This is a genomic window from Candidatus Binatia bacterium, from assembly GCA_029243485.1.
Classification (GTDB): Bacteria; Desulfobacterota; Binatia; order UBA12015; family UBA12015; genus VGTG01.
Genome location: JAQWRY010000026.1, coordinates 1 through 25,686, shown reverse-complemented (window position 1 = coordinate 25,686; position 25,686 = coordinate 1). Strand labels below are relative to the sequence as shown.

Below are 25,686 nucleotides of genomic sequence, written 5' to 3'. Positions count from 1 at the left end.
GGCCGTTTGGATCAGCGCACACGCCCTTCGCACCGACAGGCCACGCGAGGATGCGTAGGCGACCTGTCGGCGACGAACGCGTGCGCTCACCACTTTTTTGCCGAGATCTCCTTCATGACTTCGATCTCGAGATCACGCTCGGCGACCAGCTTCTTGAGCCGAGCATTCTCCTGCTCGAGCGAGCGAAGCCGCTTGGTGTCGCTCGCCGTCATCGAACCGAACCGCTTCTTCCAAGCGTAGATCGTCTGCTCGCTGACGTCGTGCTTCTTCGCGACGGCGGCCACCGGGGACCGATCGGTCTCCCGGAGGATCTTCACCATCTGGTCGTCTGTGAATTTGCTCTTGCGCATTCTGCTCTCCGTACTGGTTGCCGGAGAGGCAGATTCTCATGTCTCGGCTGGCACGAAAAACTCAGAGCAGGTTAATTTGGCATCAGTCCGCCACCCGAAAGTGAACCCGACATTCTCTACCAGTGAACACCTGACTAGAAAAGCAGCGAAGAGATTACGGTGGGTAAAGTCTTGTGCACGGAGTGAAAACGTTACCTTGATTTTGAAACTTTAGGAGGTGGAAGCGATGAATGTCACGGGTAGCTGCCATTGCGGGGAAATCCAGTTCGAAGCAACAATTGACCCCAAACGCGTCGGGATCTGCCACTGCACCGACTGCCAAATTTTTTCGAGTGCTCCTTTTCGAACTTCCGCGCTGGTCGTGGGAGAGCAGTTTCATCTGGTCCGCGGTCAACCCGCGACCTACTTGAAGACCGCCGAGAGCGGTAATCAGCGCAATCTCGCCTTCTGTGGTCGCTGCGGTACCCACCTCTACGCAGCGCCGACTTCAGGAACTATCTCCTTCTACAGCGTCCGGGTCGGCGTGCTTTCCGAAAGGGCACAAATTCGCCCGGTCGCCCAACTCTGGTGTCAGTCCGAACTTTCCTGGCTCTCGGACATTTCAAACCTGCACAGGATCGAAAGTCAGTGACCTTGGCCACTCTTGCTAAGATGAAATTATGGACTTCACACTCAGGCCCGAACTCGAACAGATCCGCCATAAAGCGCGCTGATCTCAAACGAAAGTTGTTTAAACTTCGTTTCAGGGCACGGACTAGGGCTTCTCTATAGTTATTAGCTCTATGACGTGGAAAGAGGCGGAGGACGATGACTGACGGCATGATGACCAAGAACCTTCGCCCCGATCGCCACGGCGTTCTCAACGCAATCATCGCCGGTATCATCGGTCGGGCTCACCCCCCCCCAAAGAACAGGGCGGAACCGGGGCTCCGCGGGGGGGGGGGGCGGCGGGCCTGCGAGCGCGCGTTGTCCACCTCGGGTCGAATCGGTATCGGCCTCGGTGTGACTCACAAGGCCAAGGTATTCTTCGTGGCTGCGGCATCGGCGTTGATGCTTGCGAGTGACGGTGACTCGAGCGTGGCCGTTTCGGCTCCGTCGGAGCAGACCGCCGACGAGGCTCAGGTCGTCGAACCGAGCGAGCTCGACGAGGGTGAGGGCGCGGAGATCGAGCCCGAATCCGCGCCGAAGAACGTGGTGTTGATCGGCGATTCGAACATCTGGTACTGGGACCGCCCGTTCGCGCCGCACCGCATGATGGAGCACATGCTCGCGGACCTCCCGTGGCTCGACAAGACGTGGCAGGGCGCGAAGGTACACAACCTCGCGATCAGCGGTACTCGGCCCTACGACTGGATCGTCGAGAAGAAGTGCGTCGAGGGCAAGAAGAGCCACCGACACCCGATCAAGAACTACTGCGACGAGATCGAGTTCCTCGCGGAGGGCATCACGCGCGTCGTACCCGAGCCGGACGTCGTCATCGTCAGCCTCGGGCTGAACTCGATTCGTTGGGCGACACCGAAGGAGGCAGTGGATCGCCTCGCCGCGTTGAAGGCGTATCTCGCCAAGATCTCGCCAAAGGTGATTATGACCGCACCATTCCCGATGCCGCGCGGGCCGCACCGCGACTTCGTCGCGGGGATTCGCCAGGAGATGTTCGATCGCGGTCTGCTCGACTGGGATTGGCCACTTCTGCAGTTCGAGGCGAACGACACCAAGGTGCACCTCACCGAGCGCTCGCGCGCGGTGACGGGGTCGCTCATGGCGATCTGGTTGGTCTACGGCAGTCCGCCTCTGAGGGCAGACGCACCAGCCTACACCGGGCCGACCGGAATCCCGGCGAAGGCCGCCGCGAAGCCGGCCGCGCCCAAGAAGCAAAAGGGGAAGAAGGCCAAGAAGGCGGAAGCGCAGCCCGTCCCGGCTTCCGGTGCCGCCGCCCGGCGGCTACGCCGCGGCCGCCTGAACCCGAACAGACGCATCACAGACTGACAACGCGCTAGGACACACCTCGACGACGGCTGCGTCCAAGTCCCGCTCTGCATTGGCTGCTTCGTCAACGGCGGGTCCAATGATGAACGGGGACTCGATCAAGAACTCTCCCCAGGCGATTGCTCCTCGGACCACGAGGTTTGGCTTGGGATCCGCCATTGCGAGTTTAGCCGCGATGTACGCTGTCCCATCGATGACGCGAAACAAGGACGCGAGATTCAGCGTGTCGCGGTCCTTGTCTGAATTGGTTGTGCCTCGCGCCGATTTCGCCTCACACGCCAGGACGATGGAGTCCGAAAGGAACTCGAGACGGATGTCGCATGCCACGTCGGCGCTGAACGGCGATTCTCTGCCCACGGCGCAGCCCACGCTTGCACGCCGCGGAGTTTGGCAAGCACGTCATCGGGGTCGTAGGCCCTCCAGATCCCCTTGAAGCCAAGGATGTCGATAAAGGAGACCGCTCCTGTTCTCATCGCACCACTAATTCAACGTAAACGGCGCCGACTTCAAGGCCTAGATCGAGGCGCTGGGGCAAGATCAGCCGGAGGCGTCGAAGCGCGTGCAGCTCTCCGAATCGGCGGCAGGTCCTGATCCGACCGCGCAGCCCGTCCGGGCAACGGTCGAGGCCATCGGGGGGCCCGTCGTGATCGCCGTCGCCCCCGAGTGCGCTCTCGAGGTCGGCATCGCGCTGCGCCTGCTCGTTGTCTTCGTCGTACGGGAACTGGCGGGGCTTCAGGCCAACGGCCCGATTGGCAGCAGATCACATACCCCGAGACGATCCCACCAGTCGCGTTTGGACTGCACGCCCACGTCGGCGTGGACGACGGAAAGTTCTCGTACACCCCAAGGAAAAGGAACTTCTCCGGTCCCGGAGGCGCGTATGTGTGGACGAAGTGCTCTGCCGCCACCAGAAGAACCAAGGCGGCGAGTAGGCCCGCAACCACCAGTGGGCCAGAGACGATCAACTCCATAGGCACCGTTCTCCGATCTCGACGCCCCGGGAGTCGACCCCGCGAGGCCCTGACGAGCCGTCTCGCCGGAATCGACGAGCGGACTCGGATTGCGCGCGCTCCACCGACTGCCAGGCTGTCAATCGCTCGTCACCTCCACCGGCCCCACATTGATTCATACCCGGGTGTCTCCATGACGAGGACGAAGAACCCTAACGCGAACAGGGCCACCGCCAACATGCCGAGGTACATGGAGAGGTCGATCATGAAGGAAGAGTCTGAGAGCTTGGTGACAAAGCTCGAGAGTCCGTAAGCGACGAACGCGGCCGGGATGATCGCGAGGCCATACATTGGCTACACCTCCGGGAGATTGGTGCCTTCGTGATTCGAGTAGCTAGAACGCCGAGGCGGCGTCGCCGCGGCGTGCCCAGCGCGCGGACGCCAGGCCGGGGCTCACATCCTTGCCGCATTACTCCCGAGCCGGAGGCGCGTCGAGTTTGGCATTCACCTTCTTCAGTTCGAGAAGACAGAGCCGAGTGAACTTCTGGTTCTGGTAAACGAATAGCGGCATCAGGATGGCCAGGACCGCCAGGAACACCCCGAAGGCGAGCATGAAGAGCATCCCGAATCCCGCAATTCCCGCGGCGGCACCTTCACCCGTGCTGGAATCCGCTTGAGCGAGGGACACGCTGGGGCTCTGTGCTAGGGCGAGAGAGCCGTGGATGATGCCAACCGTAAGTTTCTTCATGATCTGCTCCTGAGTTCGGGCCGGTTCCATGGGGCAGTGGCCCGACGCACGGCGCGATCGGCCAACGCTGTCAACGAAGCAAGCCTGACTCGTCGCCAGGGCAGTCAGGAACCCGACCTCGGCCTCTCCGTGCGGATAGCCGACACGAAGCCCCTTTTTGGCTCCAATCCGACCTAACGGCGCCTTACCGGACGTATGCGTGCGCCTCTTTCTGCATCATGGAGTCAGTCACCGCTGGCCATGGCCTCGGTGACTTTTTCGACCTCTTCCGGCGGCATGTGCAGGAAGGCCTGATCCCGGAGCCAGGCTGCGAAAGAACTGTGAAGCTGTGTCAGGCGCGCCATGGATTTACCTTTCTTGACGATTTCCTCGGTTCGCTTCTTGCGGGCTTCTTCGAAACCCGAAAGCGCGGCCTCGGTGCTGTCTCTCTGCTCGAATTGGTCCATCAAGACGGCGACGTCTTCGATCGTCATGTTGGCACCCATCGCGGCAAAGGGGGTGGTGGCGTGAGCGGCGTCACCGAGGAGAATGACTCTCCCCAGTCGCCAGGTCTTGATGGGGGGAATGTCGAAGAATTCGTGATGGATGATGTCGCTTTCGTCGGTGGCCTCGATCACCGACCCTAGGATGGGATCCCAATCGGCGTAGAATTCGCTCAGCTGAGCGCGGGTCTGCCGCTTCGCATCCAGCTTGGTCTTCCAGGTGAGGTACCAGCGAGCGCGCCCTTCTCCCACCTCCGCGATTCCCGCTTTCCCTCCGCGGCCCCAGACGTCGATATGGACGTTGGGAGGCAGGGATTCGCTGGAGAAGTTTGCCACGGCGGAACAACCCCGGTAGCCCGAATCTCTCAGTTCGGTGGCGCCGGATACGCATTGGCGCAGGTTCGAGCGGATTCCGTCGGCGCCAATGACCAGATCGCCCGACGCCATCGCGCCATCGGGGAGTTCGATCACGGCACCGTGCTGGGTGGATTTCGCCGATAGGCACTCGACTCCTCGCCGAACGGTGCCAGCGGGCAGGCATGCCTCGAGAGCTTCGAGCAATCGGGGGCGGCGAATCTCATAGCTTGCGTGGCCTAGTTTCCGCGAGACCTCTCCGACGGGCATCTTTGAGATCAAACGTCCCTTCTGGTTCCGGATTTCGGTGGTTTCCACCGGGGAGCCAATCGACTTCATCGCGTCGGCGCCAATTCCCAACTCGTCCAGTCTCGCGATCGCGTAGGACCAGAGCGTGAAGCCGGTCGTATGCTTCTGGGGGCCCAGGTGTTTTTCGTACACCTCGACTTCAATGCCGCGTCGGTGGAGGGCGACGGCGGCCGACAAGCCGCCAACTCCAGCTCCTGCGATGATTACCTTTTTGATTTGATCTGCTGCCCTATTCATAGTCTTTCCTCGCTCTTGGGTTCACCGGTTGGCAGTCTGCTGTCCGCCGCGGCGGCGACTACCCGGCAACCTGGGCAAATAGGCCCTTCATCCTTCCTATCGTCCGAAGATACTTCGGCGACTACTAAGCGGGGTCAGGGGCGGAGAGCGCCGAGCCGGGCAACCATGTTGGCTTGCACGCCGGCGTAGGTCGGGTGCCCCGCGAGATTCGTGATCTCGTACGGGTCCGCGGCCAGGTCATAGAGCTCGGTGTGGGGGCCGGCGCCCGCTGTTTCGATGTACTTGAAGTTCTCGGTTCGGACGGACTCGCTCGGCTGGGTGATGAACTCGCCCCGCGTTTCGATCAGGAACTCGTCCCGCCAGGGGGCGGTTGCGGACTCGAGGAGCGGGACCAGGCTCTCGCCGTCGAGAGGCGGAGTCGCGATGCCCGCGAACTCAGCGAGAGTCGGTGCGATGTCCTGGTTCAGCACCATCTGGTTCCGGGTGGCAGGCAGAGGAAACCGACGCGGGTAGCGCAGAAGGTACGGGACGCGGATCGATTCCTCGTACGGATTGAATTTCCCGACGAGTCCGTGCTCTCCCCACATGAAGCCATGATCGGAGGTGAAGATCACGACCGTGTTGTCGGTGAGTCCCAGCTTCTCGAGTTGGACGAGCAGCTTCTCGACGGCCTCGTCGACGGCTCGTAGCGTCCGGAGTTGCTGCAGCCGGAGGGTGTCGATGATTCCGGGGAGCGCCGGTGCGGCGATGAATCGGAAGAACCGGACCCATTGCGGTTTCGTGGCGACGTCGGCGAAGTAGCTCGGCGGACGGTGGACCGGGTAGGACGGCGGATCGGCCGCATGGCGGTTCGCGGGAATCGCCGGGGCGTGCGGGGCGAACGGCGTGTAGACGAGCAGGAAGGGGGTGTCCGCCTCCCGTCGCATGAACCGGATGGCTTCCTTGCTCATCCAGTCGGTCGAGTAGGTTCCCTGCGGTAGGGTTTTCGCGGTTCCGTTGTCGTTGATGCGCGCTCCGTAGAACTCGCCGCCGCTCGGGTCGAGAAGCGATTTCCACTCGTGCCAGCCCTGCGGCGGGGCCAGTCCCAGCAATTCGGAGTTGTTCACGTACTTCCCGAACAGGCCATTCGTGTAGCCGGCGGCGTCGAGCCAGGCGGCGATGGTCGTCGAGGGATCGAGTTGGTGGTACTGGTGGTTGGCCAGCACTCCAGTGTTGTGGGAGTACAGTCCCGTCAAAATCGTGGCCCGGCTGGGGGTGCACAGAGGGTTGGTCACGAAGGCATTCGGAAACGAGATGGCCTCGTCTCGGAGCTTCGAGACGGCGGGCATCAAGTCGAACGTGTCATACTGCTGATCGTCGGTGACGATCAGTACGACGTTGGGTGGCATTGTACCCGGCGCCACGTCGTCCATCTCCGCCTCGAGGGTGGCGCGCAGACAGGCTGCGACGCGAGCGCCATCGACCGGGCCGCCGAGTGCTCCCACGACATTCGCGCACGGGGCACCGACGCGAACGAGCTCCTGGCCGAGGTAGTTCTCTTCGACGACTGCCTTGCTGCACGTCTTGGCGACTCGTCGCATGGCCCGTCCGGATTTCGCGCGCCGCTTTCCCTGGCTGCGTTCGACGAGTCGACGACTCACGAAGCGGCTGCTGGCGGCGGCAATGTCTCGCTGGCAGCGCAGCGCCTTCGGCGTCCACCCCGTGACGGGGCCGGCTGCGGGACCGAGAACGAGATCTTTGACTTGTGCTGGAGTGCTCTCGGCGCACGCCGGATAGTTCGGCGTTGGGCACGGCGGCCCGGCGACTACGAGTTGCCCGAAATGACAGGTCAAGTCGTCCTGCAGTAGTTGCCCGAGGTCCTTCAGATCGCCCGGATCCGTACATCGCGCGTTCGCCAGTGCTGGCGCGAGTGCGACGAGGAGAAGAAGAGCGGACGACCCTGCGCATGTGATGCCGCGATGCATGAGGAACCCCCGGGTGCGGGCGATGATTTGAGTCCGAAGGTGGCTATGATTACGGGGAGTCGACTCGGAGTGCAACAGTCTCGTTTTGCCTTTTCGCCCGCTGGCGTGCGGCCGCCCTGGCATTCGCCAGCGGGGGCCCGGATGCGGCGGGACAGGCGCTCGTTACGGGAAAGGGCAGGAGGAGAGACCCGAATGAGTACCCGCACCGAAACCGACAGTCTGGGCCCGACCGAACTCCCCAGCGAGGCGTATTACGGCGCTCAGACGCAGCGCGCCGTAGAGAATTTCCCGGCCTCCGGGCAGCGATTCCCGCGCAGGTTCATCCAGGCACTGGGCCTCATGAAGTGGGCCGCGGCGCTCGAGAACGAGGACCGGGGTACCCTCGAGCCGGAGCTCTCCCGAGCGATCGCTCCATGAAGCAGAAAGAGCCGCACGCCGACGTCCGATAAGGCGCCGTTAGGTCGGCTTGGGGCCAAAAAGGGGCTCCATGTCGGCTATCCGCCCAGTCCTCCTTGGCCGTATTGCAGACGGTAAGCTGGCTGATATCAATTCCCGCCTCGGCCATGACTTCGATGGCCAGTGGATGAACGCCCTTGCGTTCGGTGCCAGCGCTGCGCACCGCTACGCTATCTCCGCCAAGATGGCGGAGCCATCCCTCGGCCGTCTGCGATCGAGCTCGGTTTCCGGTGCAGACGACCAAGAGGCGCTTTGGCGAGTTCAGCATGATATTCCACGGCACGCGTCACGCGATGCCATTTTGTCGCTTGCTTTGCAGATTATCGAACCGGCGCCGGCTGCGGCAAGAAAGTAAGCAGAGGGGAGCGGCAAAGAACTCTGCTCGGAAAGTCGGTCTGCCGGCGAGTGGCCTGGATGAGGCGGTGGTGGGAAACTCGGTGAGGTCTGGGAAATGAGAACGGCCGATTGGCCGTTGCTATTTCTTCTCAATCAGTATTTCGCGGTAAAGCCGGGGCCCTGCATTGCGTGCCGAGTGGGTCGCGGGGATTCGCTGAGATTCGTCATTGACGACCACGAGTTCATTGTCGTCGAGGCGAAGCGGCAGGACGGTGCCCTCGGGGAGATCAAACGTCGTAAGGAATTTATCGTTTGCGTCGAGTACGTCGAGAGAAGAACCGTTGATTACGTAAAATACATAATCGTGTTCGTGGGTATGAACTGGCGTCTGCTCGCCTGGTTTCAGATAGAATTCCCAAACTTTAATTTTGTCGTCTTCGAAGATGACGCTGGAACCCACTCCTGCCATGATGTTCCTCCTGCGGCCTTGAGATCAACGAGGCAGTCATCGTCGAATGCCCCCTTTGCTTGATAGCGCAGGCTATACGAAATTGTCGAATTCTCGAAGCTGCGGGCACTCGGATTCTCTGCCCGTGGTGGCGAACTGCTCGAGATTTTCGCGGATTGGTGATGATTTCAAGGTCAGGCGCTTCGCTCAGGCTCGAAAGCTTAGGGTCCTTTCCTGGACCCCGTCGTGTCCGGAAACGTGGCCGAGGCAGTTCTACTCCGTAAAGACCTCACCCTCGGCGAGCCTACAACCGAGAACTCGGCTCGTCGATGTTGCTCGGCCGCGGCGTCTCGGAGATCCTGCCTGCCGATGCCGCCGACAACTCTCCACTTCCTCCTCCTGATTTTCGCCGGGTGGGTGAACCGACGTCAGCAGGACGCAATCGCGCACCTCATGGAGGAGAACCGCGTCCTGCGCGAGCAACTCGACCGCCAACTCGGGGGTCGGCGCATCCGCCTCACCGACGACCAGCGCCGTCGCCTTGCGGCAAAGGGAAAGCTCCTCGGACGGTGCGATGGCGGTCGCGGTGAGTGCGAACTTCTCCATGATGACGCGCATCGCCGATGCGACCAGTCCTCCGTCCGACGAGGGAAGCGTGGACATTTCTCGGGAGCGGCGCGACGAAACCGGAGTCAACGGCTTCACGAGCCGAAGACACGCCGGCCCAAGTCACCTGCCCTCGAACGAGATCGAGAGTGGCGACTCGTCGCCTAGAGCACAAAACCGACGGCAAAACCGACGATGAGCGCGTCGCGAATCGCGCTACTTCCGGACGGATTGAGAATCCCCTGGATGTCCGGCTCGATCCAGAACCACGGCGTCAACGTGAAGCGGTAATTCGCCTCGAGAAGAACCTCCCCCGTCGTGTCGGGAATCCGGTCCGACCAGGAAGCGTACGCACCCAGCACGGCGAGCCCATCGTTCGGCCGGCTGCCGAAAATTCCCTGCCAGAGCACGCCACCGGCTCCCATGAACTGAATCTTGTTTCGATCCGGCGGGGCCCAGCTGAGAGCCGTCCACAGAGAAACTCCCCGGTTGGAGTCGTCGGGAGACCATAGGTGCTGCTCCCCCATGGCGAAGAACCCGTACCACCCACCAACCTCGGGAGCGCTCGAATCACGCCATTTGTTCACGCGCTCCGTCGAGTAATACCCGCCGACGAAGTAACGGCCACGAAGCATCTTCGCGCCCGGATCGCGGCCTGTGAGATACTCGACCTGACCCAGGGTGAGAGCACCGGATCCGTCCGGAGCGGAGAAGTTGACGCCGTTGTCCGTGCGCTCCCGAAAATCGGGATAGACGAGGTACGTGCCCGCAAGCGCGATCCAGTCGTTTTGGGGCTTTACCTTCACGACGCCACCCCAAACGGCGCTCGGGAACGCCGGGAAGTCGATGTTTCGACTCCCGGCGATCGGATTGCCGCACAACGCTTGGTTGAGCGACGTGCACGCCAGGCGAATGCTCGCGAAGTCCTCGCCACTGATCAGTCGGCCGACGATCACCTCTGTCGTGTTGTCGAAAAGCTGCTTGGAAAGTGCGAGATGCACGAGCCGGACCGCGTTCGGATCGCCGAACGCGTCAAGCTGAGTGGGCAGCTCGTTGCCGACGTAGTTCGTCGAGAGCGTCGGGTTGCCCGCCTTCCAGCTGGCCGACGCCGTGAAGAACGTCCGGTCCCAACCCGCGACCCGTTCGAGGTCTACGAAGACCGCGCCGGCGAGGTCACCGCGCCAACTCGTTCCGCCCTCGCGCAGTCCGCCCACCGGGTTCGCAGCAAGCTGCCCGAAGTAGGCGGACGAGAAGCCGATGCCCATCTCCTGCAGCCGGCCACGCGCGCCTCCCCAGCTACCCGCGAACCCCGACATCTTCTGCCAGTCCCCGGTTTCGATCGCCTCGCCGGGATCGAGCATCCCCCATCCCATGTCGGGCTGGTTCGGGGGGGGATGCATCCAGGCGGTCGCGGAGTACGCGCCTCCGCTATCCCATCTCTCCGGGTCGAAAACCGAGCCGACCATCCAGGGGTTGATGTCGGCGCGCACGGTGTTGGGCTCAACACCCCCGAACGCCAGGAGAGCCAGCACCGCGGCGAGGGCGCGCGGCACGAGACGGGTCAATCCTTCCTGGCCTGACGTTCGAGCCATGCCGCCTTACTTTCGATGGGCTCGACGAGACATCCCGGCCCCGTCGGGTCCTTGCAACACGCTTGAAGAGCCTCGATGCTTCCGTGGTAGCCCTGCCACAGATCGGAGGCGACATCAGGGAGACGCTCCCCCATCCACCCGTGTGGGATTTCGCCCCAGGTACTCGTCACTTCGTTCAGATCTTCGAGAGACTTCGCACCGAAGCGCCCGTGGGCAGCCATCCCGATCGACTGAAGCATTTTGGGTGGCTGCATGCCGAAAGTCGGAATGTCCTGGGGCAGACACGTATTGAGGTTCGCGATGCGATGGCAACCCGTGCACGGATTACCCCGCGTCGAGATCGACATCGGCTTGGGCCAAGCGTCGAACGGCCCTCCAACATCGACACTATGGAACCCCCACGGGTCAGCCGGCAACTCGAGCGTCTGCATGATCCAGGGCGTGTGCATCCACGGGTCGCTGTCGTGGCAGTAAATGCACCCCTCGTTTGCGATGTGTTGGGGCGAACCCCAGATCTCGCGAGCCGAAGGAAATCCTTCGGGCGGAGTCTCCTCTGTTGGGGGCGGAACCCTCGTTCCGAGCTCCCCCTTGGGGTCGCGACCGAAATTCTTCGAGATGAAGAAGCAGGTGCTTCCCGTCTTGACGTTGTGCATGATCATCTCGAGCGAGTCGAAGTACGGATCGTCCTTCGGGCGAATGTACATCCGGCGGCAATATTGAAGGATCTGAACATCATCGTCGCGCACCACCTGGACGCGCGACCACGGACTACACTGCCCGTCGGTCTGTTCGGGGTAAGGCAGATACGCCGGCTTGTCGCACTTCATGTGGCGTTTGTATTCCGTGGGCTCCTTCCCATCCACGGTAATGGGGATGATCTCGAAGTCGAGGCAGTTGAACGGCGGTGCCTCCGCAATGAGTCGCGCGCAGTCTTTGCCGTACTGGATGATGTCGTATTCTTCGTCGCCCGCCTCTTCACCGGCCGCCCAGGCCGGCGAGATGAGAACGATCGAGACGGCGGCCGCAAGAGCTGCCTCGGCATTGTAGCGCTTCATGTCGTGAGTCCCGGCGTGTCGAGAACCACCTGACGGATCGCCTGGTAGTAGCGGATGTACCCGGTGCAGCGGCAGACGTGTTTCCCCACCGCATGGTGAATCGCGTCGTCGACGTCCTCTTTGGGAATCGGACTCCGCTTCAAGCGGTCGAGGAGACAATAGGACGCCATGAGAAACCCGGGCGCCGAGTACCCGCACTGGAAGGAGAAGTGTTCGAGGAAGGCCTCCTGGAGCGGATGAAGTTGGCCGTCCTGGGCCAAACCCTCGACGGTCGTGATGATGGTGCCGTTCACATATTCGAGTGTCGTCGTACAGGTGCGCATCGGCTCTCGCAGCGATTGCGGCACCCTCTGCCACGCAACGGTGCAGACGCGACACACTGCAATGCCACAGCAGAACTTCGTACCCGTCAGGCCCGCTTTCTCCCGCAGAAAGTCGTTGAGCCACATGCTCCCATCGATCCCCTTACGAGTAATCTTCTGGTTATTGACGGTCAGGTCGAGATCGATCATTGCCATGTGTCAGCTCCAGACCGCCCGAATCTTCTCGGCGGTAATCGGCAGGTCGCGAAATCGTTTGCCGGTCGCGTGCGCGACCGCGTTGGCGACCGCAGGTGGCACGCAGTTCAGGGCGACCTCGCCCATCCCCCGGGCCGGTGCGTCATCGGACTCCGGCGGCAGGATGATTTTCTCGACGTCGTGGATGGCGCAGTCACGCGCGAGGGCCACGTGATAGCGGTTCAGGTTCCATTTGCCGCTCGCGCCGCCCTGTACATACGCGGGCAGGTCCTCGAGGAGAGCCTGACCAATCCCCATCGCCCACGATCCATCCATCTGTCCTTCGACGAGATCCGGAACGATCATTCGCCCCGGAGCTGCGAGATGCAACCCTCCCACGACCCTGGGCTCACCAGTCTTGCGATGGACCTGCACCGCAACGACGGCCGCCGTGGCGCCCATCGACTGTCCGTTCTCCTCCCACATGCTCTTGACCGTGAAGAGCTTGGGGTTCGATCGGTCGAGGAGTTCCCACGAATCCGAATCTCCGCGCTTTACCGCCAGCCCGTCGATGCCCCAGCGCTTCGTGAGTCCATCAACGGTGTACTCGGCTGAAATCCATCTGCCGCTGAAGAAACCGTGCGCCATCGCGGAGACCACGCGCTTCTGATCGTGCATGGCGCGCGCAAGCTCTTCGAATGGAATTGGTTGGAATCCATCGGCCGCGAGCCGCTCGTTTTCCCACCGCAATGCACTTTGATTCAGCTGGCTCGCCTGCTCGCCCCAGATCGATCGCGCGGCCGGGATGACCCCGCTTTCGAACATGAGCTGGCTGACCTGCTCGACGGGATGGACCCACCGAGAGGATCCGGAGGCGGCCTTCGTCGAGTTCTGGATGATGGGAGTCCAACGGGGATTGCCTGGCTGCATGATGAAGCCTTCGACCTGCTGGAGCGCATTGAATGCTCCAACCACCCCCGTATCGATCTCGTCGGCATTCTTTCCGAGAGATTCTGCGGTCGAAACGGCAAGGGCGGTTGCCAGCCCCTGGCCCATGTCCACGGCGCTCGTCGTAAGGACGATCTTGCCATCGGGCTTGATCTCGATCGCTGCATTCGCCGCGTCTGCGCCGCTGCCGTAGTTCTTCATCGCAAGCGCGACGCCCACGCCGTATGCGTAGTCCCCCTCCTTTGCTTTCCCGTGAGCGTCCTCTCGGCCGCGCCACAAATCGTGGTTCTTGGCCTTATTCAACATTTCCGGCATGCCGGGCGGAGCGATGGGTGCCCCGGTCACGATCGACTGGTCCGTGGTGAGGACGTTCTGGATCCGGAGATCGATGGGGTCGACGTCGCGTGCGATTGCGATCTCGTCGATCAACGACTCGAGCGCAAATGTCGACTGCAACGCTCCGAATCCGCGCATGGAGCCCGCGACGAGCGAAGTCGTGTGCTGCGGGCGCGACCAGATGTCGGCCCAACGGAAAGCGTACGGACCGGCGCCGTTGATGCCGGCCACGTCACCAACGTACTTGCTCACGTTGATGCGTCCGCCGCCATTGAGAAGGGTATAGTTCCGCACGGCGTGGAACTTGCCCTTGCCATCGAGAGCCAGCGTAAGGTCGATCGTCGACGCGTGTCGCTTCACCCCTTGTTGGAACTGCTGGAATCGGTCGTGGAGAATCCGGATCGGCTTCTCCGCATAGGCCGCGGCGATTCCGAGGTAGAGACACAGAATCGAGGTGTCTCGTCCGCCAAAGCCGCCGCCCGGATACGCACAATAGACGTGAGCATCATCGACGCCCAGGGTGCTCGGCTTCAGAACCTCGCGGACACCGTTCACGTCGTAACCGGGAGATTGAGACCCGACGAGAAATTCGACAGTCTTCGTCTTTCGATTGAACCAGGCGAGACCGTTCTCCGGCTCCATGAACATCGGGTCGACCATCTGGGTGGTGTACGTGTGTGAGTAGAGATCCCAGTTGCGCGTCTTGAAGAGCTCCGTGATCTTGTTCACATACGCCATCGCTTCTTCATTGCGGTCACCGCCTTGTTCGGGGTGAACCGGACCTCCCTGAACCTGCGCGAAAACCTGACCACCTTTCGCCTCCTCGACGTGGATGATGCTGGTATTCGGATAGTAGGTGGCCTCCGGCACGCTGACCTTCTCTCCGCGGCGAATCCCCTTGCCCCGATAGACGAGGATCTTCCGGGCCTGAACGAAAGCCGAATGCTCATCGAACAGCAGGATCGCGACGGGCTTCCCCAGATAGTCCGGTCGTGCCCCCTTCTTCACGAGATATTTGCCAGCGGGATATTCTTCCTCGGCGATCCCGATCTTGTCGCGCTCCAGGTCGTCGCCGGTGACGACGACCTGGGGGCGACCCTCTCGCGGTAGGTCGTCGAGGTTCACTCCGTCGAAAACGTGGTCGACGAATGGGGCGCAGAGGACCAACGCATACTGGTATTCCGTCGGCCAGCCGGGCATGTCCGCGGGATTGAAGTCACGCGCGTAGATCTTCTGGCCGGTGACCTTTGCGAGGCCATCAATGCGGTAATGCGCCTTGCCGGGCGCACCACTCCAGGATCCCGGCGGAGCCATGACCGCGGCGCCCGCTTCTCCCGGCGGCAAGCCAGCCGGAAGAAGCCGCGACACAAGCATCGTCGCGCCTCCTGCGGCAGTCGTTTTTAGGAACTCACGCCTGGTCTGCCACATTTATGTTCTCCTGCTCAGCGACCGCTGAAAATCCGTGACCTGGTCTACGACTTGTCTGGTTGACTGGAATGATGACATGATCTTGTGCACCAACAGCTGCCCGAGTTCAAGACAGCCGTCCATAAAACAGAAATGAGGCGCACGCATACGTCCGGCAAGGCGCCGACAGGTCGGATTGGAGCCAAAAAGGGACTTCATGTCGGCTATCCCCAAGAACGCGCGGGAAGCCATGGGGAGGAGTGTGAGAGTTCGCTGTCAGTTAGTGTCGGCGCCACTTGCGGCGCAGGCATACATACAAGAAGCACAGGGCGCTGTAGATTAGGTGGACTTGGTGGAACGCCCAAGCAGTAGCCGCAAACCACCAACCTCCATTGCGAGCGAAGGTCGACAATAGTCGCCAGTTGCATGCTACGGAGAGCATTAGAACAACCAGGCTCGCGAGACCAAGCGAGGGTCGTGACCACAAGATAGACAAGATGCCGATCGGCCCTGCGATTAGGGCCAGTGGTGCAATGGCCGCCGCCATTCTCTCACGCAGCGATACGTTTAGGTCGTTGGGAATCTCGCCAGAGGTTGTAAGGAGTTCACTCCACGGAAGTGCTCTACATTGAATGTCCGTCTTGATGACGGAGGCGATCGTCCAATGCTTCAGGTGCTTGGTTTGCAGCTTTGGATCTAGGCGCATCTCGCCAAGTCTGCGCAACCTGTAGCCCAGTTCGATGTCTTCGATCATTGGCTTCGGGTAGCGCTTGGCGTCAAAGCCACCTGATGCTTCGAAGGCGGTTGTGCGGACGGCTCCGCAACCTGCCCAGAAGGTCGCGTTCGTTTGTCTCGCTTGTTGATGCGTCGCAAAGTGGCGAATGTTCATGTAGAGCGATGCAAAATTTCGAGCAGCGGGGAACGCGTCATACGATCCTGTCAGCGAGACAAGGCTCGGTGAAGCGCGGAAGGCCTCCTGGACGCGGGTGTAAGCGTCGTCTGCTGGGACGCAATCTGCGTCGGAAAAAACGACAACTGTAGATCCGCTCGCGGCTTTCACGCCAGCATTACGAGCCTCGGCAGGTCCGCCACGGTGTCCTAGCACCATGACCTCTGCGCCGAGCGATTTGGCAACGGATGCTGTTGCATCTGTGGAGCCTGGATCTACCACGATGATCCGGTCGCACTGTCGACGCCAGGCGGCAACGGAAAGGGGCAGTAGTTGAGCAGCTTCGAAGGCTGGGATGACCACTACTATTTCCATGGGCTCGTTCTACCTTATGTTGTCCCGCTGGATGCGGTTTGCGTTTGGCGCGAAAGTGCACCGGGGACGATTGTCGCGTCCAAATATAAGCGCGCGCCATAGCAACGGGCCGATGGCATGAGGGTCTCGGCGGATTCCCTGAGGGTGTTTTTGCCTGACGGAGGACTCAGCGCTCCTGAAGTTGTGGCTGTGCTGGTTGCGTCAGCCCGCCTGTGAATGCTGGAGCAATAATCTCATTACGAAATGGCGTTCAAGAACTATCGGTCCATGTGTAGCTGTTCGTGGATACAGGGCGATACTAAAATAGACTCTAGATATCGCTACTCGCCCCGCCTGAATCGCAGACTACTTTGCCTGATACGCTGATTATTGGAGCCGGTCCAGCCGGTCTGACTGCTGCGGATAAATTGACGCGCCTTGGTCACGGTGCGCACGTTCTGGAGAGTACGCATGCCGTCGGGGGGATCAGCCGGACCGTGAATTATCGCGGCTACCGGTTTGATATCGGTGGGCACCGCTTCTTCAGCAAGATGAAGAAAGTTGAGCAGGTTTGGCAGGAGTTGATGGGCGACGAGTTGTTGCAGCGCCACCGGCTCTCCAGGATCCTCTATAATAATAGCTTCTTCCATTACCCGCTGCGGCGCGTCAATGCTCTTCGTGGCTTGGGTGTCGTTGAGTCGGTGCGAGTTGTAGGGAGCTACGCGCATGCGCGCCTGTTTGCATCGGCTGCCGACAAGACCTTTGAAGACTGGGTGGTGAAGCGATCTGGGAGGCGCCTGTTTGAAGTGTTCTTCAAGACCTACACCGAGAAGGTCTGGGGTATTCCTTGTTCGCAAATCGGCGCAGAGTGGGCAAGTCAGCGGATCAAGAACCTGAGCCTTGGTCGCGCAGTATTGGCAGCGCTTAAGACGGGGAGCGGCAGAGATCGCGATGGCAATCTCATCACGACGCTCATTGATAGCTTTCTCTATCCGCGTCTCGGGCCAGGCCGTCCATGAGGCAGAAAGAGGCGCACGCATACGTCCGGTAAGGCGCCGTTAGGTCGGATTGGAGCCAAAAAGGGGCTTCATGTCGGCTATCCGCGGGGCTCAGGCCTGGTCGAGCTCTTTGATCAGCTTCGGTGTCGCGGCCTGGCGCCAGCCCTGCTCGAGCAGGTCGGGCATCATGTCTCACGAGACTTTCGTGAGGTTGATCAGCACCATGGGCCACTCGGCGTAGTGGTCGGTGATGTAGAAGGTCTCGGGCTCGGCTTCCGTCAAGATCTGGCGCTCCTCGAAATCGCAGAGCAGGGCGAGTCCGCCCTCGGCCTCGGACCGGAGGCGCGCGAGGACCTTGGTCTTCACCTTGAGTGAAGGCGTGCCGTACGATCGGCTCTCTTCGACCCCCGGGAGCTTCTTGGCGAGCCGAACGACCCGGGCGAAACGGCGCGCCAGGTCTTTGCTCGGCGGGAACTTGATCGGGACTGGTTCCTTCTTGGGCATGGCGGACCGTACCAGCGTTCGAAGTTGGGGCACAGGCTGCAGCAAGAGAGAGTCGAGCGCCTGTTGAAACAGCCCGCTCAGTCCGATCGGGAGCTGCCATCCCGCAGCGCCGTCCGGTCGTTGCGCACACGCGCGCTGGAACTACCGCGCACCCCGCGGATAGCCGACATGAAGCCCCTTTTTGGCTCCAATCCGACCTAACGGCGCCTTACCGGACGTATGCGTGCGCCTCTTTCTGCCTCATGGACGGCCGGTCGAGGACGGGCTCGAGCCTCTTCCTGATCCGGAGTGACGTCGTTCGCGGCCGTCGTCCCGCGTCTACGCTACGCCGCTAAGCAGAGACCGGGCGGCGCATACGCGACTTTGCGGCCCGCGCGCACACGCGGCGTCGCTGCCTGAGATTCGGTCCGGCCGGTGGGTATTTCCGCGAATCCCGCTGGCTGGCACGGGTTCTGCAATTCCCCTCTCGTGCTGGCCATCCAGCGCTAACCGAAAGAGGGAGAATCTGATGAACAGGTCTGCAGTTGTGTTCGGCGCGCTGGTCGCAGCGCTCACTTTGGTCGCTTCAGGCGTCGTCGCTCACGCGGGGATGACGGGTACCGGGTTTCGCGGGAAGGCGTCGTTCAACGGCGAGTCTCCGAAGTTCCCCGGCAAGAAGTTCGTGCTCGATCTACCCGGCAAGGGTGGGAAGACGGACGTCCGCGGCGGACTGACGCTCGAGGACGCGCGTCTCGCGCCCGGTCTGGGCGGCAAGGGTGGGAAGACGGACCTGCGCGGCGGCGTGACGCTCGAGCACCCGGGTCTGACGGTTCCGGGAATCGAGATTCCGACCCTCGCCGACATCGTGAGCCCGAAGAAGATCCGTTGTCGTGCTTACAGGAATCGCCGCGGGAAGTGGCGGATTCGGGGAAAAGACTGCAAGGACCTGAAGCCGCCGACGACCGTGCCGGAGATCCGCTTCGATCTCGAGGACTGCCTCGTCGAGGTCGATCGTCTGGGGAACCGCTACTTCATCGGCGACGATTGCCCGAACGAGCCGCTCGACGTGCCGACCGAGGACGAGTCGGATCCGGAGATTCCCGAGATCCAGTGCGTGATGATGGTCGAGATCGAGGTGAACGGTGTTCCGGTCTGGGTTCCGAGCGAAGACGGCTGCGAAGATCCGTTCGACGTTCAGATTCCCGAGCCGGAGGTTCCTGAGGATTTCGGCAACCGTTGCCCGGAGGACTACTTCCACCCGAGTCAGTTCACCGACGAGACCAAGTTCGCGATGCCGGTTCATGACGAGTACGGCCCGCTGTTCCCGCACCCGATTCTTCCCGAGCCCCTCGTCATCCACGTCGATCACAAAGAGGGCCCCGGCACGGACAAGCTCGACTGCGAGAGCTACGACGGCTGGCACCTTTGCTACGATCCGCACAAGGGGACCGACTTCATGCTGGCGGGACACTTCCTCGCAATGGACAACGCGAACGTCCACGCCCGGGCGGCCGCCTCAGGTCGAGTGATGAAGGTCGTCGATGGAAACTTCGACCGCTGTGAGGTCGATCTCGATGCCTTCTCAGACACGTTCATGGAGGTGATCTGCCCGAACCCCGACACGCCCGACAGCACTTCGGTCACCACGGCGAATCGTGTCGACATCTGTCATCCCGATGGGACGATCTCCCAGTACTACCACTTGATGGACGGCAGCATCGAGGTCATCGAGGGCCAGCCGGTCTCTTGCGGCGACCCGTTGGCTTTTATCGGGAGCTCGGGCATGTCGTCGGCGCCGCATCTGCACTTTCAGGTGAAGAAGAAGAACGAAGACGGCGATTTCAGGAGCGTCGATCCTTACCATGTGAACGACGACGACAGCCTCTGGATCCAGCAGAACGGAGGCCTGCCGGGCACGTTGCCGGGTGCTCAGTGTCAGTAGCTACGATCCGCACATAGCTGTTGCACTCCGGGGGAGCGTCGCGTCGTTGGACGCGGCGCTCCCCCGTTTTCGTTTCGCGGTGCACGCCGTCGTCCGCTAAGCGATCGTGGCGCAGCGTCAAGATTAGTTTGCGCCGTCGCATACCTCTCGATGCGATTGGCGAAGGAACGTCGCCCAGGCAGCAACTCCTGCGCGCGGCACGGCCGTTGCTCTTTCCCCCTTGCGCGCGCCATGCCGGCGCGTCGCGAAACCCAAAGGGGGAGAGCCATGCGATCTGTAACGAGAATGCTCCTAAGGGGTATTCCATCTTTCACAGTTGCGGCCGCGTTCACGTTCGTTTCGGCGACCGCGTTGTCCGGTGTGGTCCAGCCGGAACCCGTCTCGGTGTCCGTGCAAGGCACCTCGGCCGTCGCGGCGATGCCGCAGGCCGAGTTCGGTCACGAGCTCGAGAGCCGACTCCTTATCGAGCGCGACGAGCGTGCCAGTCTCGACCTCGGCCCGGATGCTGCACTGCAGCTCGGTGTCCGCAGTCGCTTCGAGAGCGAGGCCATCGTGAAGTATGCGGTCGAGCTCGTCGACGAGTTTGGCTTCGAGATCGAATCGCCGGTGGGCGCTCCGGTCTTCTCCGTGCCAGCGGGCGAATCCGCGCCGGTCGAGATCGAGCTTCCGGACAGCCTGGGCGAGGGCTTCTACCTCGTGCGCGTGACTCTCGTGGGCCGAGCGGGTGACGAGTCGGCCGACGACATCATGGAGCAGGGCATCGCCGTCGTGGATGGCGAAGCGGTGCTTCTCAGCGACGAGGAGTGGCTCGAATACTCCTACGCGAATGGGGGATACTGACGATGAAGACGCGAACGAAGGCGACGATGCGCGTGCTCCTCTTTGGGGCGCTGGCGTTCTTTACCATGACTGCAGCCGCGGAGGCGGCCAGCGGAGTGGTCAACGGACGACTCCGGTTCTATCAGAACCAGGGCAACTACTGCCCGAGCAGCCGAACCTGTACTGCCGCGCGCTATCGGCAGGCGGACTACAACATCAACTCACGCGTGCGTGACGTGAAGGTCTATCTCGTGGCCGAAAGCGGCGGCGTGATCGGCCAGGGGACGACCAACAGCAACGGCGACTACCAGATCAGCTGGTACAAGTTCCTCTGGCCTTGGCAGTCGCTGGGGCGGGCTCGGATCGAGTGGTACGGCGAGCACCGCGACGGACGTTTCGCGCTGAAAACGTCTTCGGGCGGTCGGTGGGTCTTCTGGACGCCGTGGTCGAACATCACAGCTGGTACGACGTCGAGCAATCGACAGAGTCTCGGTACTCGTACGTGGGGCAACTCGTCCTCGCCGCATGCGTTGGCGAACCTCTACGACGGTGCCGTCCGGATGTGGCGGGACTCTCTGAACTCGTCCAACCGGATGCGCAATAGCTTCAACGGCATCGAGATCCGCGCGTACGACAGCACGACGTGCCCGACCAGCTGCGCGAGCGGACCGAACAAGCGGATCATCATCGATTCGTCGGGTTCGGCGTATCGGCCGCAGGCGCGCGTGATGCACGAGATGGGGCACATCGCCTCCTATCTCAGCAAGGCGCGTCGGGCGTGTGTCGACTATACGTTCGGCGGCAACGCTGGCTGGAACATGACCTCGAGTGAGTGGGGATGTGCCGGCTTCGAAGAGGCGGTCGCGACGTTCTTTGGCGATCGGGCGATCTACTGGGCCGCCAGCCCGCAGCCGACCTCGTGCAACTCGGCCGGCGTGTGTGGGTCTTCGACGAGCATCGAGACGAGCACGGGCTCGGGCAGCTGTGTGACTGGCGAGAGTCGTCAGCCGCGTACGGCGAACCGCTACCTTCGTGATCTCTATGACTCGGTGAACGAGACGAACGACGGCAATACGATCGGGTTCTCTCGCTTCTTCGACACTCTGGCGCGGTTCAACAATGGCAGCAGCAATCGTGCTGTCGACGAGCCGTGGAACTGGTGGGGCACCTCGCTCGACGATCGAGATGGGCGCTCGGCGCGTGACTTTCGCGCGCACATTGAAGGTCTCACGGGCTCGAGCACCAGCTCGAACTTCACCAACAACTGCAGCCCGGTCGGAGACTGATCCGGCCAGCGATGTGGGCGGCCGGGGCTCGGGGCTCCGAGCGCCGGCCCGCCCGCCTGGAGATGGGATGATGAAGAAGAACAACGAGGAAACGCCGCCGCGAAGCGGCCTGTTCGGTATTGCGGTCGCTGTGTGTGGGGCTCTGACCGGCCTGGGAATGTTCGCTCTCCTGCAGGTCGGTTTGTCGGCGGCGGTGACCACCGAAGCGCCACGCGACGCGGCTCCCTCGACCGGGCTCGCACGTGAGACGGCGGCAGTGGTCTACGCGGAAGGTGTTCCGGCCGACGCGCAGATCGTAGCCGCGGCCGCGGAGGCTCCCGAGCCGGTGATCGACGAGCTGGCCGCGAGAGGATTCGAGAGCCGCACGATCCCGGGTCCACGCTACTTCCCGCGGGCGGGCGGCGAGTGGGAGGGCATGCTGGTCGACGAGTCGTTGCAGGCGGCGTGCGATACGACCTCGCGCTGCGGCCTTGGGATGGCATGCGTGGACGGGGCGTGCGGCGCTTGCGTGGCCGACGGTGAATGCGCCGTCGGCGAGGCGTGCGTGCTCGATCACTGCGTTCCCGAGAAGAACGTCGCGTGTCGCGCGAAACTTGATTGCCACGGGGAAGAGCTGTGCGTCCTCAGTGGCTACTCGGACGATCTTCGCGGCAACGAGGCGATGACGGCCTTCTGTCGGCCGATGGACGGAGGTGACGACGTCGAGGAGGACACGCCGTACGAGGCGCCGGCCGAAGATCGTGCGGCGGAGCCGCGGCCGGTGCAGGTGCAGGACCTCCACGAGTTGCTGGCGATCGAGGGAGGGCTTTCGTGACGTGGGGTTCCGGGACACTCGACCGGACCGCGGCCATCGGGATGCCGGAGAGGCAGATTCTCATGTCTCGGCTGGCACGAAAACCTCAGAGCAGGTCACCGGAAGCGTTTCTAAGAAATCGACCCAAAAGACCCCGATTCAGCTGACGACGTGCAAAGAGCGACTACCCGTCGATCTGGGCAAATAGGCTCTTCATCGCGCCTATCGCCCGCGGGCAAAAGCCCTGAATTCATGGCAAACAGCATTGAACTTGAAATCGCGTCTATTATCCTCGCAATGATGAAATCACTGGCCCGCGTCATATTCATCGGCCTTGATGCCGCCGATTCCAGCCTCCTCCAGTCATGGACGGAGTCGGGCGCAATGCCATCCCTGGCGGCAATGTCACGGAACTCGCTTCATGGTGCCACGGTCAATCCGACCGGCATCTACACGGGCAGTGTCTGGCCGTCTTTCCATACCGGTTTCCAGCCAGGCCGTCACGGCCGGTATTTCTATCGTCAGCTTGAGCCCGGCACCTATAGAAGCGCGCACTTCCCCGCAAACCGACTACCGATGGCGCCTTTCTGGAGCCACCTGGATCGCCATGCTCGCAAGGTAGCTGTCATCGATTTACCCAAAGCGCCGCTGGTGCAACTCGAATCGGGGATACAGCTGACCGACTGGGGTTTGCACGATCCCGACGGGCCACCATGCAGTTCACCCGCCACACTTTTGCCACAACTTACCGCTCGCTTTGGCGGGGATCCGGTGGGGCTCTGCGACCTTGCGATGCGGAGCAAGGAAGGTGTTGCCGGACTCCGCGATAAACTCATTGTGCGAATCCAGCGGAAAACAGACATGATACTGCACCTGTTAGCGCGTGGTTCCTGGGATCTGTTCGCGACGGCCTATGGCGACTCGCATTGCGCGGGACACCAGTTCTGGTCCCTGCATGATCCATTACATCCTCATCATGACGCCAACTTTCTGGAGACAATCGGCGGCAATCCATTACGTGATGTCTACGCGGCAATTGATGAAGGCCTCGGAAGAATCCTCTCTGCAGCCGGACCAGAGGCGACCGTGATCGTACTTGCAAGTCACGGCATGGGAGCACACTACGACGGCACGTTCATGCTGGATGAAATCCTGCGGCGGCGGGAAGGCATCACCACCGACGCTGGCGCGGGCAAGCTCAGAAAGCTGCAAGCGCTCTGGCAAAAGCTGCCCGCCCTCCTCCGTTCCCGCCTCATGTCGACCTCCGATCGTATTTATGACGCTTTGGCCGGTCGCGGCCGCAGTACACGGAAGTGTTTTCTTGTTCCAACCAATGACAATTGCGCCGGTATTCGTGTCAATTTGATCGGCCGCGAACCAAACGGAATCATTCAACCGGGCGCCGAATTCCACACCTTCTGCGATTCGCTCGAATCCGATCTCACAGAGATTATCAATGTGGAGACTGGCAGGCCATTGGTTCGCGAAGTCGTGCGGACAGCAGAGGACTTTCCTGGCGAATACCAAGGTGGCCTCCCCGATCTGTTGATCCGCTGGGATCGCGGGGCACCGGTTCGTAAGGTGGCATCTGAAAAAATAGGCACACTGGAACGCGAATATGGTGGTGTGCGCACGGGCGACCATCGCAATCCGGGCAAGTTTTTCGCGCACGGCCCCGGCATCGCTGCCTGCGAACTTGCCGGCTCCGTGGCGGTGACAGACTTTGCGCCTACCATCGCCGCCCTGCTTGATGTTGAATTGCCGGATGTGGATGGCAAGCCGATCGCGTCAATCTGCAGCGCAAATTCAGCGGAATACGAACCGACTAGTTTCGGTACCTAATATCGTCGCAGTCAAGCTAACTAACCCCATGCGCTTTAGCATCATCATTCCGGCCTTCAACTGCGAATCCTACATCGCCGATGCAATACTTAGTGCAATCGGGCAGACCCACAGAGATTTGGAAATCATTGTGGTTGACGATGGCTCCACCGATGGCACCCTAAAACAGGCCCAAGCTATCATGGATCCTCGCCTGCGTGTCATGTCGCAGGAAAACTCGGGAGTGATGGTCGCACGCAAGGCGGGATTTGCAAGCTGTCACGGCAACGCCGTCGTGTTCCTGGACAGCGACGACCGGCTTCGGCCCGATACCATTGAGCGCTATCAACACGGACTTGAGACGCAACCGAAAGTCGGTCTTTTGTATGGTGACCGGATTTTGATGGGCAGCAAAGGGGCGGTTTTTGGCAGCCGACGTGGAGCGTTACTCAACCCACATCCGAGCGGCGATGTCTTACGCCCATTATTGACGCGGAATTTCCTTTCCACACCGGGGCAAGCCTGCATTCGTTCCGAATGCTTGGAACATTCAACAGCCCTCCACCTAAACATCCGGCGAGCGATCGACTGGGTGTTGCTGTGTGAAATCGCAGCATCCTACCAGTTCGCCTATGTCGGCGCCGGCCCGGTGGTCGAGTATCGCATCCTTGCAAACAGTATGGCGAGAAATCTCGCAAACACGGGTAACCACACTGTCAACATCGACGAAATCCTACCCGCCATACGCGCAATTTACGTATTGCCCGGTGTCCTCGACCATTTTCGACCGGAGCATTTGGCAAGCTTGCGGCGGATGACGGAGGGCAGTGCCTACGCATGGAAGGGACAAGAGTATTTGCGCGCAAAACAGTGGCAAGCCGCTCGCACCTACTTCCTAAAAGCGATGCGTCTGTCGCGACCCATGGACCCGCGCGACCTGCTCTGCCTGGGCCTGACATACCTGCGTTGGTTTCCGCCGGGGTCGCGACGCTACATCGGCCTGCCGTGAGCAAGTGGAGACTCACCAGGATGTAGGAATTACAGACCTCTTAGGACAATCGGGTGTATGAGTTTCACCCCTAAGCCTAGAGGAGGTCGGTCCTGTCCAATGAGGAGCGGGAGATTCGCCGCAAGCTGCGGGTCCTCGAGCACGCAGACCAGAGTGGAAACATCCGTCTGACCTGCCGGTACTTCGGAATTCCTCGTTCTCTGTTCTACGTCTGGCGCGGGAAGTACCGGG

Annotated in this window: 22 protein-coding genes and 2 pseudogenes; 10 read left to right on the top strand and 14 right to left on the bottom strand. The window is 61.6% G+C overall.

What is annotated here, in order from left to right; translation table 11 throughout:
- Window positions 1-350, bottom strand: a pseudogene (locus P8R42_08835) (transposase).
- Between the two features lie 226 nt (window positions 351-576).
- On the opposite strand from P8R42_08835, the gene P8R42_08830 reads away from it, so the two are divergent.
- Both P8R42_08830 and P8R42_08825 read left to right on the top strand, forming a co-directional pair.
- The gene (locus P8R42_08830; GenBank protein MDG2304745.1) at window positions 577-981 is read left to right on the top strand and encodes a GFA family protein; all 405 of its coding nucleotides are present in this window, start codon (window positions 577-579) and stop codon (window positions 979-981) included.
- Between the two features lie 335 nt (window positions 982-1,316).
- Window positions 1,317-2,336 carry a hypothetical protein gene (locus P8R42_08825; protein ID MDG2304744.1) on the top strand — a complete coding sequence of 340 codons (1,020 nt, stop codon included), beginning with the start codon at window positions 1,317-1,319 and terminating at the stop codon, window positions 2,334-2,336.
- A gap of 1,100 nt (window positions 2,337-3,436) precedes the next feature.
- Here the strand turns inward: P8R42_08825 and P8R42_08820 are convergent.
- The 4 genes from P8R42_08820 to P8R42_08805 all read right to left on the bottom strand — a co-directional run bounded on the left by P8R42_08820 (window position 3,437) and on the right by P8R42_08805 (window position 7,380).
- Window positions 3,437-3,637, bottom strand: a complete 201-nt coding sequence (locus tag P8R42_08820) for a hypothetical protein (protein MDG2304743.1) — start codon at window positions 3,635-3,637, stop codon at window positions 3,437-3,439.
- A gap of 118 nt (window positions 3,638-3,755) precedes the next feature.
- The gene (locus tag P8R42_08815) at window positions 3,756-4,034 is read right to left on the bottom strand and encodes a hypothetical protein (GenBank protein ID MDG2304742.1); all 279 of its coding nucleotides are present in this window, start codon (window positions 4,032-4,034) and stop codon (window positions 3,756-3,758) included.
- Window positions 4,035-4,258: 224 nt separating this feature from the next.
- Window positions 4,259-5,416, bottom strand: a complete 1,158-nt coding sequence (locus P8R42_08810; GenBank protein ID MDG2304741.1) for an FAD-dependent monooxygenase — start codon at window positions 5,414-5,416, stop codon at window positions 4,259-4,261.
- A 134-nt stretch (window positions 5,417-5,550) separates the two neighbouring features.
- On the bottom strand, window positions 5,551-7,380 hold the full coding sequence (locus P8R42_08805) for a sulfatase-like hydrolase/transferase (protein ID MDG2304740.1): 1,830 nt from the start codon (window positions 7,378-7,380) through the stop codon (window positions 5,551-5,553).
- A gap of 192 nt (window positions 7,381-7,572) precedes the next feature.
- Here P8R42_08805 and P8R42_08800 point away from each other — a divergent pair, with 192 nt between their 5' ends.
- Entirely contained in the window at window positions 7,573-7,797 is a 225-nt protein-coding gene (locus P8R42_08800) for a hypothetical protein (protein ID MDG2304739.1), read from the top strand.
- Window positions 7,798-7,918: 121 nt separating this feature from the next.
- On the opposite strand, the pseudogene P8R42_08795 reads toward P8R42_08800, so the two are convergent.
- From P8R42_08795 to P8R42_08760, 8 genes and pseudogenes are all read right to left on the bottom strand, one after another.
- Window positions 7,919-8,104: pseudogene (locus tag P8R42_08795) on the bottom strand (arsenate reductase).
- A gap of 207 nt (window positions 8,105-8,311) precedes the next feature.
- A complete protein-coding gene (locus tag P8R42_08790) occupies window positions 8,312-8,641 on the bottom strand; it encodes a hypothetical protein (GenBank protein MDG2304738.1) in 330 nt (109 codons plus the stop codon).
- 252 nt (window positions 8,642-8,893) lie between these two features.
- On the bottom strand, window positions 8,894-9,283 hold the full coding sequence (locus tag P8R42_08785) for a hypothetical protein (protein ID MDG2304737.1): 390 nt from the start codon (window positions 9,281-9,283) through the stop codon (window positions 8,894-8,896).
- A 107-nt stretch (window positions 9,284-9,390) separates the two neighbouring features.
- On the bottom strand, window positions 9,391-10,818 hold the full coding sequence (locus tag P8R42_08780) for a carbohydrate porin (protein ID MDG2304736.1): 1,428 nt from the start codon (window positions 10,816-10,818) through the stop codon (window positions 9,391-9,393).
- On the bottom strand, window positions 10,788-11,873 hold the full coding sequence (locus P8R42_08775; GenBank protein MDG2304735.1) for a hypothetical protein: 1,086 nt from the start codon (window positions 11,871-11,873) through the stop codon (window positions 10,788-10,790). The genes P8R42_08780 and P8R42_08775 overlap by 31 nt, the downstream gene beginning before the upstream one ends.
- Complete coding sequence (locus tag P8R42_08770) at window positions 11,870-12,391, bottom strand: 2Fe-2S iron-sulfur cluster-binding protein (GenBank protein ID MDG2304734.1); 522 nt, start codon at window positions 12,389-12,391, stop codon at window positions 11,870-11,872. The genes P8R42_08775 and P8R42_08770 overlap by 4 nt, the downstream gene beginning before the upstream one ends.
- A gap of 3 nt (window positions 12,392-12,394) precedes the next feature.
- Window positions 12,395-15,082, bottom strand: coding sequence for a molybdopterin-dependent oxidoreductase (locus P8R42_08765; GenBank protein ID MDG2304733.1), 2,688 nt, complete (start codon window positions 15,080-15,082; stop codon window positions 12,395-12,397).
- A 259-nt stretch (window positions 15,083-15,341) separates the two neighbouring features.
- Window positions 15,342-16,325, bottom strand: a complete 984-nt coding sequence (locus P8R42_08760) for a glycosyltransferase family 2 protein (protein MDG2304732.1) — start codon at window positions 16,323-16,325, stop codon at window positions 15,342-15,344.
- 350 nt (window positions 16,326-16,675) lie between these two features.
- Here P8R42_08760 and P8R42_08755 point away from each other — a divergent pair, with 350 nt between their 5' ends.
- Complete coding sequence (locus P8R42_08755; GenBank protein MDG2304731.1) at window positions 16,676-17,323, top strand: NAD(P)-binding protein; 648 nt, start codon at window positions 16,676-16,678, stop codon at window positions 17,321-17,323.
- A gap of 171 nt (window positions 17,324-17,494) precedes the next feature.
- Here the strand turns inward: P8R42_08755 and P8R42_08750 are convergent, their stop codons facing one another.
- Window positions 17,495-17,806, bottom strand: a complete 312-nt coding sequence (locus P8R42_08750; protein MDG2304730.1) for an MmcQ/YjbR family DNA-binding protein — start codon at window positions 17,804-17,806, stop codon at window positions 17,495-17,497.
- Between the two features lie 508 nt (window positions 17,807-18,314).
- On the opposite strand from P8R42_08750, the gene P8R42_08745 reads away from it, so the two are divergent.
- The 6 genes from P8R42_08745 (at window position 18,315) to P8R42_08720 (ending at window position 25,455) form a co-directional block, all read left to right on the top strand.
- Complete coding sequence (locus tag P8R42_08745) at window positions 18,315-19,727, top strand: M23 family metallopeptidase (protein ID MDG2304729.1); 1,413 nt, start codon at window positions 18,315-18,317, stop codon at window positions 19,725-19,727.
- Window positions 19,728-19,994: 267 nt separating this feature from the next.
- On the top strand, window positions 19,995-20,567 hold the full coding sequence (locus P8R42_08740) for a hypothetical protein (GenBank protein ID MDG2304728.1): 573 nt from the start codon (window positions 19,995-19,997) through the stop codon (window positions 20,565-20,567).
- Between the two features lie 2 nt (window positions 20,568-20,569).
- The gene (locus P8R42_08735; protein ID MDG2304727.1) at window positions 20,570-21,832 is read left to right on the top strand and encodes a hypothetical protein; all 1,263 of its coding nucleotides are present in this window, start codon (window positions 20,570-20,572) and stop codon (window positions 21,830-21,832) included.
- A 70-nt stretch (window positions 21,833-21,902) separates the two neighbouring features.
- Complete coding sequence (locus P8R42_08730) at window positions 21,903-22,646, top strand: hypothetical protein (protein ID MDG2304726.1); 744 nt, start codon at window positions 21,903-21,905, stop codon at window positions 22,644-22,646.
- A 231-nt stretch (window positions 22,647-22,877) separates the two neighbouring features.
- Window positions 22,878-24,467, top strand: a complete 1,590-nt coding sequence (locus P8R42_08725; GenBank protein ID MDG2304725.1) for an alkaline phosphatase family protein — start codon at window positions 22,878-22,880, stop codon at window positions 24,465-24,467.
- Between the two features lie 28 nt (window positions 24,468-24,495).
- Complete coding sequence (locus tag P8R42_08720) at window positions 24,496-25,455, top strand: glycosyltransferase family A protein (GenBank protein ID MDG2304724.1); 960 nt, start codon at window positions 24,496-24,498, stop codon at window positions 25,453-25,455.
- Window positions 25,456-25,686 lie beyond the last annotated feature (231 nt).